12 protein-coding genes, 5 tRNA genes and 1 riboswitch are annotated in these 14,712 nt (G+C 35.2%); of the genes, 12 read left to right on the forward strand and 5 right to left on the reverse strand.

Annotation, left to right across the window (positions count from 1 at the left end):
- Positions 1-4: 4 nt before the first annotated feature.
- The 7 genes from BN52_RS07580 to BN52_RS07610 all read left to right on the forward strand — a co-directional run bounded on the left by BN52_RS07580 (position 5) and on the right by BN52_RS07610 (position 3,365).
- Positions 5-77 (forward strand) — tRNA-Asn (locus BN52_RS07580).
- A gap of 23 nt (positions 78-100) precedes the next feature.
- Positions 101-191, forward strand: a tRNA-Ser gene (locus BN52_RS07585).
- A gap of 24 nt (positions 192-215) precedes the next feature.
- Positions 216-288 (forward strand) — tRNA-Val (locus BN52_RS07590).
- Positions 289-387: 99 nt separating this feature from the next.
- Positions 388-459: transfer RNA gene (locus BN52_RS07595), tRNA-Glu, on the forward strand.
- 4 nt (positions 460-463) lie between these two features.
- Positions 464-536 (forward strand) — tRNA-Val (locus tag BN52_RS07600).
- A 70-nt stretch (positions 537-606) separates the two neighbouring features.
- A riboswitch (SMK box riboswitch) is annotated at positions 607-694 on the forward strand.
- Positions 692-1,891, forward strand: coding sequence for a methionine adenosyltransferase (metK, locus tag BN52_RS07605; protein ID WP_008473883.1), 1,200 nt, complete (start codon positions 692-694; stop codon positions 1,889-1,891). Its footprint overlaps the riboswitch before it by 3 nt.
- Positions 1,892-1,907: 16 nt before the next feature.
- The gene (locus BN52_RS07610) at positions 1,908-3,365 is read left to right on the forward strand and encodes an MDR family MFS transporter (RefSeq protein WP_040473500.1); all 1,458 of its coding nucleotides are present in this window, start codon (positions 1,908-1,910) and stop codon (positions 3,363-3,365) included.
- A gap of 49 nt (positions 3,366-3,414) precedes the next feature.
- Here the strand turns inward: BN52_RS07610 and BN52_RS07615 are convergent, their stop codons facing one another.
- A complete protein-coding gene (locus BN52_RS07615) occupies positions 3,415-4,065 on the reverse strand; it encodes a phosphatase PAP2 family protein (protein ID WP_008473885.1) in 651 nt (216 codons plus the stop codon).
- A gap of 281 nt (positions 4,066-4,346) precedes the next feature.
- On the opposite strand from BN52_RS07615, the gene leuS reads away from it, so the two are divergent.
- The 5 genes from leuS (at position 4,347) to BN52_RS07640 (ending at position 10,887) form a co-directional block, all read left to right on the forward strand.
- Positions 4,347-6,761 (forward strand): leucine--tRNA ligase, encoded by a 2,415-nt coding sequence (gene leuS, locus BN52_RS07620; RefSeq protein ID WP_008473889.1) that lies wholly within the window; start codon positions 4,347-4,349, stop codon positions 6,759-6,761.
- Positions 6,762-6,854: 93 nt separating this feature from the next.
- Positions 6,855-8,498 carry a putative polysaccharide biosynthesis protein gene (locus BN52_RS07625; RefSeq protein ID WP_008473890.1) on the forward strand — a complete coding sequence of 548 codons (1,644 nt, stop codon included), beginning with the start codon at positions 6,855-6,857 and terminating at the stop codon, positions 8,496-8,498.
- 196 nt (positions 8,499-8,694) lie between these two features.
- A complete protein-coding gene (locus BN52_RS07630) occupies positions 8,695-9,060 on the forward strand; it encodes a pyridoxamine 5'-phosphate oxidase family protein (RefSeq protein ID WP_008473891.1) in 366 nt (121 codons plus the stop codon).
- Between the two features lie 354 nt (positions 9,061-9,414).
- The gene (locus BN52_RS07635; RefSeq protein ID WP_008473892.1) at positions 9,415-9,828 is read left to right on the forward strand and encodes a cupin domain-containing protein; all 414 of its coding nucleotides are present in this window, start codon (positions 9,415-9,417) and stop codon (positions 9,826-9,828) included.
- Between the two features lie 249 nt (positions 9,829-10,077).
- Complete coding sequence (locus BN52_RS07640; RefSeq protein WP_008473893.1) at positions 10,078-10,887, forward strand: hypothetical protein; 810 nt, start codon at positions 10,078-10,080, stop codon at positions 10,885-10,887.
- A gap of 196 nt (positions 10,888-11,083) precedes the next feature.
- Here BN52_RS07640 and BN52_RS07645 read toward each other — a convergent pair whose 3' ends face one another.
- The 4 genes from BN52_RS07645 to BN52_RS07665 form a co-directional block, all read right to left on the reverse strand.
- The gene (locus BN52_RS07645; RefSeq protein ID WP_008473894.1) at positions 11,084-12,241 is read right to left on the reverse strand and encodes a site-specific integrase; all 1,158 of its coding nucleotides are present in this window, start codon (positions 12,239-12,241) and stop codon (positions 11,084-11,086) included.
- Positions 12,242-12,709: 468 nt separating this feature from the next.
- Complete coding sequence (locus tag BN52_RS07655) at positions 12,710-13,534, reverse strand: DUF6414 family protein (protein WP_008473896.1); 825 nt, start codon at positions 13,532-13,534, stop codon at positions 12,710-12,712.
- Between the two features lie 39 nt (positions 13,535-13,573).
- Positions 13,574-14,011 (reverse strand): ImmA/IrrE family metallo-endopeptidase, encoded by a 438-nt coding sequence (locus tag BN52_RS09650; protein WP_008473897.1) that lies wholly within the window; start codon positions 14,009-14,011, stop codon positions 13,574-13,576.
- Between the two features lie 2 nt (positions 14,012-14,013).
- Positions 14,014-14,373, reverse strand: a complete 360-nt coding sequence (locus tag BN52_RS07665; protein ID WP_008473898.1) for a helix-turn-helix transcriptional regulator — start codon at positions 14,371-14,373, stop codon at positions 14,014-14,016.
- Positions 14,374-14,712: the final 339 nt, after the last annotated feature.

A 14,712-nucleotide genomic window follows, 5' to 3' on the forward strand; every position in this document is an offset into this window, starting at 1 on the left:
ATATTCCGGCTTAGCTCAGTTGGTAGAGCGCTTGACTGTTAATCAAGATGTCGTCAGTTCGAGTCTGACAGCCGGAGCTACGATGGTTATTATTAACCATGGAGTCTTGTCCGAGTGGCTTAAGGAGCATGATTGGAAATCATGTATACGGGCTTATACCTGTATCGAGGGTTCAAATCCCTCAGACTCCGTTGAACAGAAATGTTCAGTGACCTGGAGGATTAGCTCAGCTGGGAGAGCATCTGCCTTACAAGCAGGAGGTCACAGGTTCGAGCCCTGTATCCTCCATTTATTATCAAAATATTGTTTGGTAATAAATGTGGAATTATTTTAAAAAAGTACTTGCTTTTAGAGATGATTCCTGTATAATAATTAATGTTGTGAGATGACCCGTTGGTCAAGCGGTTAAGACACGGCCCTTTCACGGCCGTAACATGGGTTCAAATCCCGTACGGGTCACTATGGAGGATTAGCTCAGCTGGGAGAGCATCTGCCTTACAAGCAGGAGGTCACAGGTTCGAGCCCTGTATCCTCCATCGTTCAGAAGACTGCCGGTAATCGGTAGTCTTTTTTATTTTTTGAATTTGAACGAGGAAAAATATCAATAATCGGTTCAAGTCCTGATAGGATTCATTTTTATGAAGATGCCTTGTAACCGAATAGCTATGTCTATACAGGGGGACTATATTTTATGGAAAAACATTTATTTACTTCAGAATCAGTTTCTGAAGGTCATCCAGACAAAGTTGCTGATCAAATTTCAGATGCTATTTTAGATGCTATTTTGAAACAAGATCCATATGCTCACGTTGCTTGTGAAACGATTGTTACTACCGGATTAGTTTATGTTTTTGGTGAAATCACTACTCAAGCATATGTTGATGTTCAAAGTATTGTAAGAAGGACTGTTCTTAGAATTGGATATAATAGACCTGAATTAGGTTTTGATGGCAATAACTGTGCAGTATTGGTTGATATCGATGAACAATCTTCAGATATTACTGGTGGTGTTGACCATTCTCTTGAAGTTCGTGATAAAGAAGATGGCGCTGACAAACTTGACCAGATTGGTGCTGGCGATCAAGGTTTGATGTTTGGTTTTGCAATTAAAGAAACGCCTGAATTAATGCCTTTGCCAATCTCTTTAGCACATAAATTAATGAAACGTGTTGCTGATTTGCGTAAAGATGGAACGTATGAATGGCTTCGTCCAGATGCTAAGGCTCAAGTTACTGTTGAATATGATGATAATGATAAGCCTAAGCGAGTAGATACGATTGTTATTTCAACTCAAACTGATGATAAAGTTAGTAATGAAGAAATTCATCGTGCTATGGTTGAATCAGTTATTAAACATGTTGTACCTACTAAATATCTTGACGAAAATACTAAGTATTTGATTAATCCTTCCGGTCGCTTTGTTATTGGTGGTCCTAAAGGGGATTCAGGATTAACTGGTAGAAAGATCATTGTTGATACATATGGTGGCTATGCCCGTCATGGTGGTGGTGCCTTTTCAGGTAAGGATGCTACTAAAGTTGACCGGTCAGCTTCGTATGCTGCTAGGTATATAGCAAAAAATATTGTAGCTGCTGATTTAGCAAACCGATGTGAAGTTCAACTTGCATACGCTATTGGCGTTGCTAATCCAGTATCGATCATGATTGATACCGCAGGAACTGGTAAAGTTTCAGATGAATTATTAACTAAAGCCGTAAGAAAAATCTTCGATTTGCGTCCAGCTGGCATAATTGAAATGCTTAACTTGCGTGCTCCAATTTATGAACAAACTGCTGCTTATGGTCATTTTGGTAGAACCGATATTGATTTACCTTGGGAGAGAACTGATAAGGTTTCTGAATTAGTAGAGTTTGTAAAGAATAATAAATAAAAAAGGGGATAATTAAATGAAAAAAACAAACGTGTCAATTGTCACGCTTGCAATTTTTATTACTACATTCATGACAGCAATTGAAGGTACAATCGTATCAACGGCAATGCCAACTATCGTTTCAGACCTTAATGGGTTAGAAATGATGAGTTGGGTGGTATCGATTTTTCTTTTGATGACCGCTGTTTCGACCCCTTTATATGGAAAACTGGCTGATAGCATAGGTCGAAAGCCGGTTTTTTTGTTTGGAATTTTAGTCTTCGTCATTGGTTCTGCACTATGTGCCTTATCACAAAATATGGTTGAATTGATTATTTTCAGAATCATTCAAGGATTGGGGTCAGGAGCTATTCAACCAGTTGCTATCACAATCATTGCAGATATGTATCAGTTGACTAAACGTGCCAAGATGCTAGGATTAAATTCTAGTTTCTGGGGGGTTGCATCAATTATTGCACCGCTTCTTGGTGGATTTATTGTACAAAAACTATCGTGGCACTGGATCTTTTTGATCAATGTACCTTTAGGTTTAATAGCTTTTGCATTAGTGTTGATTTTTCACCATGAACCTAAACATAAGCAAAAATCTAAGCTTGATTTAAAAGGGACAGCCTCTCTGAGCATCCTTCTATTAAGTTTAATGCTTTTCTTACAAGAATTAGAAAATGGCGTGAATTGGCTATTTTTGGGACTTATGGTAGTCTTTGCAATTATCTTTGTTTTGGTTGAAAAACGTGCTGAAGATCCAATTATGCCATTACAGATTTTAGCTGATCGCGAATTTTTGGCAGTTAATTTGATTACACTAATAGTATCAGGTGTAGTAATTGGCTTTGAGTTCTATATTCCTACATGGATGCAAGGCGTTAATGGAACAAGTGCTTCAATTGCTGGATTCGCTGTCACCCCTAGTTCGTTAATGTGGATCGTGGGTTCGTTCTTTGTAGGTGGCATCTTAAGTCGCATCGGAATCAAACATACCTTTAACTTCATGCACCTGATTTTGATTCTGGCGGATATTGCCTTGCTTTTAGCGACAGTCAATACTCCATTTTGGGTATTTTGTTTAATTGCAGTTTTTAATGGCTTTGCTTTTGGTGCTATCATCACAGCTAGTCAAATTGACTCACAAATTCTAGTATCTAAAAAACAAGTTGGGATTGCGACCGGATTTAATACGTTGATGAAATATTTAGGTCAAACAATGATGATCTCGGTTTATGGAATTTTATTTAACAGCATAATTGGTAAACAAATTGCAGCTAATCACAATTTAAATCAGGCAATGATGAATAAAATTGTATCTGCAGAACAAGCTAAGGAGTTGGCAACAAATGTCATTCCGCAATTAAGAAAAATTTTATTAAGTGGACTTAAAGGCGTCTACATTGGTTCGTTAGTTGTATTGGTTATATCTTTAATGATTAATCAGATATACCGTAACCATAAATTTACCAGTGCTAGTCATAATTAAAAAAGCAACGAAATTTGATCGTTTGATCTAAATTTCGTTGCTTTTGTGTTTAACCTTTATTTTGTCGATTTAGATATAAGTGGTAAAGAATCGAGTAACCTAAAAGTACAAAAGTAATTCCTTCGATCCATCCACCAAAAACATCAGATGGGAAATGAACATGTAGGTAAATACGAGTATAACCAATAACTAATGGGAAAAGCGCCCAAATGATAATCAAGCAAGTTCTCCATCCCTTACTTTTTACCAAAAGAATTGTTAGCACAATCAATACCCCAAACAAAGCGGCACTTCCAACAGAGTGTCCCGATGGAAAGCTAAAGCCATCTGCGTATACCAGATGTTTGACACTTGGTCGAGTTCGTTGAACTGCATGTTTGATAATCCAATTATATCCATTGCTTGCAGCCATTGTCCCAGCAACAAATAGGGCATAGGCATATTTTCTAAATACAATTAGGATGATCACGATGATTACTGTCAAGATGACAATAGTACTAGTATTACCAACTTTAGTAACTATTTTTGCTAAAGCTATTTGGCTAGTATTATTGTTGTAAACCAGATTGATGATAGCCTGATCGAAATTATGGATCAAACTACTACTGCTAGAAACAAGAATAGCCCAGATTGCATAAATAGTAAAAAAGACTGAACCGATAGCCAAAGTATCATGATATTTTGGTTTTAAATCATTCACGAAAATTTTTCTCCTTGTATTTTTAACTGTTTGTGGTAAATTATAATCATAATTGTTAAGAAAATAAAGACTAGGAAGTAGTAACAAGAAAATTCTTCAGAGAGAGACTGGTTGGTGAGAAGTCTTAGAATGGAATTGTGAACTCGTCCATTTGGATTAGTCGAAGGTTTAGTATCGCCCTAAGGTACTAATAAGTGTCGCAGATAATGCGAAACCTAGGTGGTACCACGGTGATTCGTCCTATGATTTTTTAATCATAGGATTTTTTTATGGAGGTAAAAATGTACAACCACAAAGTTGTTGAAAAGAAATGGCAAAAGTACTGGGCAGAACACGAAACTTTTAAAACTGGTACTGATCCTAAGAAGAAAAACTTCTATGCATTAGATATGTTCCCATTTCCATCAGGTAAAGGACTTCATGTAGGACACCCAGAAGGTTATACTGCAACCGATATTGTTTCAAGAATGAAGCGGGCTCAAGGATATAACGTGTTACACCCTATGGGCTGGGATGCATTTGGTTTGCCAACAGAACAATATGCATTAAAAACTGGACAAGATCCAGCAGAAGTTACTGATCGTAATATCGCTAATTTCAAGCGCCAATTGAATACTTTAGGTTTTTCTTACGATTGGGATCGTGAAGTAAGAACTAGTGATCCTGGTTTCTACAAGTGGACTCAGTGGGTATTTGAACAAATGTACAAACGTGGTTTGGCATATGAAGCAGAAGTTCCTGTCAACTGGTCACCAGATTTAGGTACTGTCGTAGCTAACGAAGAAGTAGTCGATGGTAAGACTGAACGTGGGGGCTTCCCAGTATATCGTCGAAACATGCGTCAATGGATGTTAAAAATGACTGCATACGCAGACAGATTGTTGGAAGATTTGGATGACTTAGATTGGCCTGAACCAGTTAAAGAAATGCAACGCAATTGGATTGGTCGTTCAGTTGGTGCTCAAGTTACTTTCAAAGTTAAAGACAGTGATCAAACTTTTGATGTCTTTACGACGCGCCCAGATACTTTATTTGGAGTAAGCTACATTGTTCTAGCCCCAGAAAGTAAATTAGTACAAGAAATTGTAACTGATGAATACCGTGAAGCAGTTGATGCCTACATTAAGCAAATCGAATCTAAATCAGATCTTGAAAGAACTGATCTAAATAAGGATAAAACTGGTGTATTCACAGGTGCATATGCTATTAATCCAGTTAATGGTGTAGAAGTTCCAATCTGGATTTCAGATTATGTGCTCGCTAGTTACGGTACAGGTGCAGTAATGGCAGTTCCTGCTCATGATGAGCGTGATTATGAATTTGCTAAAAAATATGAATTACCACTAAAACGAGTAATCGAAGGCGGAAATCTTGAAGAAGCAGCCTTTACGGAAGACGGCATTCATATTAATTCTGAATTCTTAGATGGATTGAATGTCGAAGAAGCTAAGAAAAAGATGGTTGAATGGTTGGAAGACCACCATATTGGCCAAAAGAAAGTAAATTATAAGCTTCGTGACTGGGATTTCAGCCGTCAGCGTTATTGGGGAGAACCAATTCCTGTAATTCATTGGGAAGATGGAGAAACTACTTTAGTCCCTGAAGACGAATTACCTTTACGCTTACCACATGCTACTGATATTAAGCCATCAGGTACACCAGAAAGTCCGCTTGCTAACTTGACTGATTGGATAAATGTGGTTGACGAGAATGGTCGAAAAGGCCGTAGAGAAACCAACACTATGCCAAACTGGGCTGGATCATCTTGGTACTACTTACGTTATATTGATCCACACAATGATCAAAAGTTAGCAGATTATGATTTATTAAAGCAATGGTTGCCTGTTGATCTGTATATCGGTGGTGCTGAACACGCAGTAAGACACTTGTTGTATGCAAGATTCTGGCACAAGGTACTTTATGATTTAGGAGTAGTGCCTACAAAAGAACCATTCCAAAGATTATACAACCAAGGTTTGATTTTGAAGGATCATGACAAGATGTCTAAATCTAAGGGTAACGTTGTCAATCCAGATGATGTTATTGAAGAATATGGTGCAGACTCACTTAGAATGTACGAAATGTTCATGGGGCCTTTAGATGCATCGATTGATTGGGATGACAATGGTCCTGCTTCTACTAAGAAATTCTTAGATCGTATTTGGCGTCTGTTTGTAAATGATTTAGATTTACAAGCAATTCCTCAAGAAAAGATCGTGGCTGAAAATGATGGTGAATTAGATAAGGTTTATAATGAAACCGTCAAGAAAGTTACTGAAGACTTTGAAGACCTGCATTTCAATACCGCTATTTCACAAATGATGATTTTTGTGAATGCAGCACAAAAAGCTAAGACTATTCCGATGGAATATGCAGAAGGATTTGTGAAGTTATTAGCCCCAGTTGCTCCTCATATGATGGAAGAAATTTGGTCAATTTTTGGTCATAAAGAATCTATTTCTTACGCTCAATGGCCAACTTATGATGCTGCAAAATTAGTTGAAGCAACTGTTGAAGTTATGGTCCAAGTAAATGGTAAACTTCGTGGTAAGTTTGAAGTTGCAAAGGATACGGATAAGGAAACGCTTGAAAAAGAAGCGCTTGAAATGCCACATGTGCAAAAATTCTTAGAAGGCAAAGAAATCAAGAAAGTTATTGTTGTTCCAAATAAGATCGTAAATATTGTTGCCAAATAAGTTAAGATTTCCTAAAAATATACCTGAATATTACCAACGAAGCTGACAAATAGTTCAAACTAAGTATATATATGTTATTTTTAGGGACGACAAATGAAACGAGATAATTTGGAAGAAAATAATACCCAGAACACTTTTATTACGGGTTCTGCTTGGATGACTTTTGGGTCGATCGCTTCAAGAATACTGGGAGCATTGTATATTATTCCTTGGTATGCCTGGATGGGGCATTATGGAAATATTGCCAATGCCCTTACAGCTAGAAGTTATAATATCTACAGTATTTTTATTTTAATTTCTACAGCTGGAATACCTGGAGCCATTGCTAAACAAGTTGCCAAATATAATGCGATCAATGAATATGGGGTCGGTCGAAAGCTCTTTCATCGTGGTTTAAGCCTGATGATAATACTAGGAGTCTTGTCCGCAGCTGTAATGTACTTAGCAGCGCCGGTTTTAGCTTCTAATGGGAGTCAAAGTGATCCTAATCAAATTGCAGTAATGCGAAGTCTATCATATGCAATTCTGCTGATTCCAGTTCTAAGTATCATGCGAGGATATTTCCAAGGCTATGCTGATATGATGCCATCGGCCTTCTCGCAATTTATTGAGCAATTAGCCAGAGTGATTTGGATGTTGGCTACCGCTTTCATTATTATGCAAATGCAACACGGTTCATATGTGAATGCAGTAATTCAATCGAATTTAGCAGCTGCAGTTGGTGCAATTTTTGGAATCTTAATTTTAGCTTGGTTTTTATTGTCTCGAAAAGCTGAAATGGATCAATTAGTTGAAAATTCCAATAATGAAATTGAAGTTTCAACTAGTTCTTTATTCGTAGAGATCATCGAACAGGCTATTCCATTTATAATTATCGATGCTGGAATTCAACTGTTCTATTTGATTGATCAGTATACGTTTCATCCAATGATTGCTAAATTTGTGCTTGCGAGTTCAGATACGATTGAGGGCTGGTATGCACTATTCTCTTTAAATGCTAATAAGTTGATTATGATTATCATTTCTCTAGCAAGTGCCATGGCGGTTACGGCAATTCCTCTGTTATCTGCTGCTCATGCGACTAAAAACTATCGTAGCATTGCTAAACAAATTGGAAGCATCTTAGACCTGTTCTTATTTGTAATGATCCCAGCAGCCTTTGGTATGGCTGCAATTGCTCAACCGATATATACCGTCTTTTATGGACCGGATATTTTAGGTACTGATGTTCTATATTTATCGGCATTTACAGCAATTTCGTTAGGATTATTTACAGTGTTGATGGCAATTTTACAGGGATTATCAGAAAACTTCTTAGCGATTAAATATTTGATTCTAGGTTTGGTCATTAAAGGAATAATGCAATTTCCGATGATCTATCTGTTTAGAATCTATGGTCCGTTGATTTCGACTAATTTAGGGATGCTAGTAATTATTGCACTGACAATTAAACATTTAGAGCTTGGTTTTAATTTCAATTTGAATCGAACAAGTAGAAGATTTATTGGAATTACGGTTTTCTCTATTATCATGTTTTTAGCAGTAGAATTAGTTACCAAATTAGCTGGTAATTTCTTGTCTCCAGAACATCGAGTATCGGCCTTTATTCTAGTGATGGTTGCTGTTCTAGTTGGTGTACTAGTTTATGGCTTTTTGACGATCAAAACAGGGCTATTCCAAAAGATTCTTGGAAATAAAGCTGATCGGATATTATTAAAATTACATCTTAAGCGCTAACGTATGTTAGCGTTTTTCTTTTGAAAAAATTTTTGTTTTTCTGAGCATATTAATTTAAGAATTTAAGATAAAAGGATACAATAATTAGCAGATAAAGAAATTGTTGTTTTCTTGATCTAGATCAATTATTTTGATTTAGTTTTGAGAGATAATAATTTCAGAAATAATTGTAAATACAGGAAGGATGTCATTTTTTATGAAGAAATTAGATTCAAACAAGCTTACTCAAGCACAACAAGACTTTTTCAAGGATCATTTAGCATACTTGGCAACTGTTGATGCTAATGGTGAACCTCAAGTTGGTCCTAAGGCATCTATGCAAGTTCTTGACGAAAGTCACTTGCAATACTTAGAAAAGACCCAAGCACATGCTTACGAAAACTTATTGAATGGTTCAAAGGCTGCTGTTGTTGTTGCTGATGTTCCTACTCACACTAACGTACGTGTAAAGGGTACCGCACACGTTCACGATGGTGACGAATACGGTAAGAAGGTTGCTGAAGAAGCAGGTTTCCCAAACGCTAAGGTAGTTGTTATCGACGTTGAAGAAATCTTTGAATAATTAATTTTTTCAAGCGAAAAGAAAAATCCTTGTTCAATTAGGAACAGGGATTTTTTTAATACATTCTTACTCAACGAGGATCAAAAGAGCTTAATAAAATTACACCGATCAGCTCAATTACTAAAAATATGCTACCAATTAACCAAGTAGTCATAATAAGTCATCTTCTTTTCAAAAATACTCGAACTTTTTTACATATTCACTATATCACATTTTCGTTAATTTTGAAAGCGATTACAGAGATAGGAACGAGCCATAACAATTAGTTATTATTAGTTACTACAAATCGATATTTTTGAATTTTAAAGTTTAAAGCTAGAATAATGATAAATGTAAGTAAAGGAGAAGATTGAGATGAACAACGAACATGAAACTAAAAATAGCGTATTTGGCTTTGGCGATTTAAATGCGACCTATGCGAAATATTTTGTAGGAAATAGTTATTTGAAAGCTTTAGCAAATAGTAAGAACAGCAATGTGAATATTTCTAATGTTACCTTTGAACCAGGATGTCGTAATAATTGGCATGAACATTCAATAGTACAAATTCTGATTGCAGTTGCTGGTGAAGGGTGGTATCAAGAGCAAGGTAAAGTAGCGCGAAAATTGCTACCTGGTGACGTTGTTATTGTAGAACCGCATACCAAACATTGGCATGGAGCAAGTAACAATTCATGGTTTGCTCATTTGGCAATTATGGTTGGAGAAGGAACGACCACTTGGTTCGATGCTGTAGATGATACTCAATATTCAGATTTAACGGAATAGATTTAAGAATATATGTGTAAAAGTATTGAAAACACCAATGTAATAGTAGTTCCACGTTTCATATGAGTAAACGTATTTATTTAACTTTTGATTATTAATTATGTAAGCGCTGTGTACAACTGCAAATGGTTAAGAAAAATTAATATGATTTTGTTTCATACTATTAACGCTAAAGATTAAATTTTACTATCACATGATAATAAGCTATCATGGAATAAGGAATAAGTTTTATAAGTAAGAGGAAAGAAAATGAAGAAAAAAAAACTATTTAAAATCTTTGCAGCAGCTGTTTTTTTAGGCGTTAGTGGTACTTATGCACAAGTAAATCCAGCATATGCTGCAACTACGACAAGTAAGGCTAAGGCTGCTCCTTCAGTACAATTAGTTGTTAAGAAAAACGCGCCAATTTATACAGTCAAATACAACAAAAAGACTGGTAAAATTACTAGTCTCAAACGTGTACCTAATGCTGGTGTAAGAAGGGGCGCTAAGCTAAAAACATTCTTCTATTTAAAGAAGGGAAAAACTAAGTATTACTTCCTTGGAGTGGACTCCAATTTAAAGAAGAGCTTAGCTATTAAAGCTAGCTACGCTAAGGCTAAGAAAGTCCCATCATTGCCAGCATATTTAAAGGTAGTTTCAACACCAACCAAAGTAACGGTTGATATTCCTAAATATACAAAGGTAGTTAATGGTAAGGTTAAAGATGCGTCATATTACTACGCTATTTCTCAAGTTGCTGATGGTAAGGCTAAGTTGACTAAATCAACAGACCAAATCCCTGCCAACCAAGAAATTACAATTGCAGGGCAAACTAACTTACCATTACAAGATACACAAGGTAATAATGTGAACCTTCCAATGTATATTTTCTTGATTCCAAGACAAGATAACCTTGTTCCAGCAATTGCATTTATTCCACAATCAGTGGTTACTTTAAGTGATGTAAATGCGCAAGTACCAACAATGGAACAATTTAATTCTGACTATGGTGCTTGGCAAAAAGAAGTAGCTGAGATCATCAAAAATGCACAAGCTCAGGTACAAGCAAATAAGTAAAATCGGTTGAAAATTATAAAGTGATTGACGAGAGTCGATTGCTTTTTTGTTTGATCCACAAAATAAAAATAAGTGCTGATATATCAGCACTTATCCACAAATATATGCCCCGAAAAAGATCATTAATAATTTTATATAATGGCTAAATAGCTCTAGATTAGTATTTCTTAGTAAGATAATATCATGAAAAATCATATTATTTTTGATTTTGTCTAACATCTTGTCTAACAAGCTGTAACTCTTTATCAGGATTATCAAGATTATTTAAAACGCTAACTACATACTTATCCTGCTGAGCACTCATTTCATCTATCAAATAAGCATATTGTTCCATCGTAAAAGCTACTGATGAATGTCCTAAGCGTTTAGATATCTCATACCAGTCTACATGCATAGCGTGTAAGTAAGCCACATGGCAGTGTCTGAGGCTATGGAAATGAAAGTTCTTTTTAACAATCCCAATTTTTTTCATATTTTCTTTGAGACATTTATTTACTGCGTTGTTGCTAGGTAGTTTGCCATTTTTATGAGCAAAAATAAATTCTTGATGATTATTTTGAAGCTGATTCAAAATCTCAATTAGTGATTCGGGAATTTTTATAATTCGGACTGATGAATTATTTTTTGTCTTTTTAAGCTCATTATGGACGTAATCCCACGATTTTTGAATACGAATGGTATGGTTTATCCTATCAAGATCTGACCACTTCAGAGCCATAATTTCGCCAATTCTCATGCCGGTATATATTGCAGTAATGATTATATATTTGCTGGTAAAAGAGGGATGTAATGTATCTTTCAATTGTTTGTTTAATTGTTGAATTTCAGCAATTGAAAGGTATTCAATTTTAAGTGTTTTAGTTTCATTCCACACTGGCTGTGTTTTTCGAATGAAATTTTCAGACAAAAGACCTTCATCATATGCATCTAACACACTGGCTTTAACTAACCGGTAAGTTTTTAAAACCGTTGCTTTGGATCGGTTAGCGCCGTAATCATTCAAAAACTTTTGGAAACTAGTCCGAGTAATGGAATTAATCTTAGTTTGACCAAAATATTGTTCTAGAACTCGTCTGGTGTATTCGTATTTTCGAATAGTATTTTTTTCTAAAAGAGGTATTCTATAAATTTTGGACCATTCCCAAAAATAATCAGAGAAAACGGGATTTTGATTACTGATCTTTTTTTCTTTTTTAGCAATAGTTTGCTCAGCTTCCCACTGTTTAGCCTCAGCTTTTGTTTTGAAACCACCTTTTGTTTTGTACTGTTTCTTTTTACCCGTTTTTGTTGATGGATCTAACACGTACCAAACCATTTGAACTGTCCAAGTTTTGCCACGCTTATAAATCGACATAAATAATACCTCCATTCTAGTTACAACAATGCTAAAATAAAAAGATAAATGTTTTTTATTTAGCATGATCCACTTCTGCTAGTACAGGGGTGGATTTTTTATTTTAAATTAACGATAATACGCGTCAGTGCAACGGGCGCCCAAAATCCAAAGGGGTGTCCGCTTTTTGCTACCACCTGTTAGGGTAGTATTATTTATAAGTGTTGTATTATTATGCAACAAACAAGTTAAGTTAAAGCCTATTTCTATGGCTTGGAAGAGGCTTATTTTGTTATAATTAGATTAATGGATAGTAGGTGATACTTATGAGGCCTTTTAAACCATTTCTGAACACTTTTTATAAAATGGAAAAAGAACATAAAGAGTTTCATCATCGAGTGCAAAAAAATATGGAATTAAATAAAAAGAATCAGAAAGAACTAATCAAGCAGAATAAAGAATTAGAAGATAGGGTAAAAAAGAGATTTCTTATTCAAAATAAATAGCTATTGGGCGTATGATTGCATCGTTAGTCTTTAACAGATCCAAGGACTGAAGTGCTATTAAACCTAATCTAGGCAAGATTTCTGATATGTTTGTATTTTCAGGAAAATCGAAATCTTTTTCTTCCAATTTAGTTTGAACTCTTCCTAAAATGGTGATTTTTCTATTTTTACTGAAAGATAAAAATTTCAATTGAGTTTTATTGATTCTAAACATATCGCTGTCTGCAATCGTTAAAGCATTATTTGTCTTAATTAATGTTGTTTTTGGAAATAGGGTATTGAATACCGTATTTACTTTAGCAAATATATCAATAGAACCTTCATCGGATTCATTAGGTTTATTATTATCCGATACACTCTTAGCTAAATCCATAAGTGATGCTAGATCATCTTTTTGTCCCATAGATACAGGGTCTATTATTGTAAATTTGGAACAGAGTTCAACAAATGCTCCTTCTTCTTGCTTAGTGGTTGTTTTCAATAGTTTACTAGAATCCAATTCTTTAGTAACAATATCAATAGCATAATCATTGTAGACAGTTGTTATAGCTTCTTGAGTCATATGTACATTTGAATTTGAAGATCCTGCTTCATCTGAACTGGTTTCGCTGATATCCCCGTGGAAGCCAGCTGAAACGCCTATATTTGCATTCTTACTCTTAATTTGTTTATCTGAATTTGAACTTCCTTTCGATTCTTGAATGAGACTTTGAATAACTTGTGGAATTCCATTTTCAAATTGAGCAAGAATTGAATTTAGTTCTTGTTCATCTAAGTAGATATATTCTTTGATTGTCTTATTTTCCATAATAATTCCTTTCCAGCCACCTAAAAGGGTGGCTTTTTATTATTCAATAATGTATGCGAAGTTTTCTTTTAGGTTGCTGCATATGTAGTCGTAATAAGAGTGGGGGATAGCGTAATAATCCATAAAAGCATCAATATTAATCGTTTCAGGATCCATTTCATCGAAGTAGTAATCCATTATCATTCTGATAGCTAGTTTGTTAGCAGCAGATTCAGTTTTTATTTTAGAAAAGGAAGTATAGTAGCATATACCGGTATCACCATTAATTACGTGGGATATTTCGTGGCCTAATACTAAGGAAAGCTCTCTCGGGTCGTGCCAGTTCATGTTGATGATTATTTTTCTTCTATATGCGTCGGAAGCGGAAGGCATGTCATTAGGAAGAGGATTGCCATATTTATCAGTAAAACGTTTAACGACCTTAATTTTCAGGTCTTTAGCCAAGCTTAATAGGTAGTCAAATGTAAAATCGTCCATAGTTAATCATCCATATCCATTAAGTCTTTGATAATTTTCTTGTACTTATCAGGAACTTCTTTACCGTTGTAGTAAAGGGTATCGTCAATGTCGGGATGAGAATCATTTGGAGCGGTTGAATCGCTGTATCTAGGGTCTATTTCAGATTTATCGACGTGGAAAAAGCTAGCGAGTTTTTCAACGTTATGCTCAGAAGGCAAAGCATCCCCAGAAAAATAATTATAAAGACTAGTTTTAGGAATCTTAGTGTCTTTTATAATATCTATTTTTTTAAAGCCAGATTTATTAAGTAATCTGTTTAAATTATTGGCTATATTTTTGCGTGCTTCTATTTCTTGAGGCGTAGAAACATTTCGTCCCATAAGTATTATTCCTTTCTCCATAAAGTAATTTACAACTATATAATATCATCATTCCGTTTCAAATTGAAAAAAGTTCAAATAAAATGGAAAAAATAATTTACTTCCCTTTTAAAAAGGAATATTATACTTATGTAAGCTAAAGAAAGGAGGAAAGCAAAATTGAGAATAGAAAGGGGGTTTAAGCTTAATGGCTAAACTAAAAAAGACTTCTAAGCTCGAAATAAAGAACTTAGAAGTCACATTCAAATTTGGTTTTCCCTGGGTAATCGCACTCGAGATCAAGATTACCGCAGGGAGATCCGAATAATATAAACCAAAGAGGCTAAGCGAAAGCCTCGC

Source organism: Lactobacillus gigeriorum DSM 23908 = CRBIP 24.85 (assembly GCF_000296855.1).
GTDB lineage: Bacteria > Bacillota > Bacilli > Lactobacillales > Lactobacillaceae > Lactobacillus > Lactobacillus gigeriorum.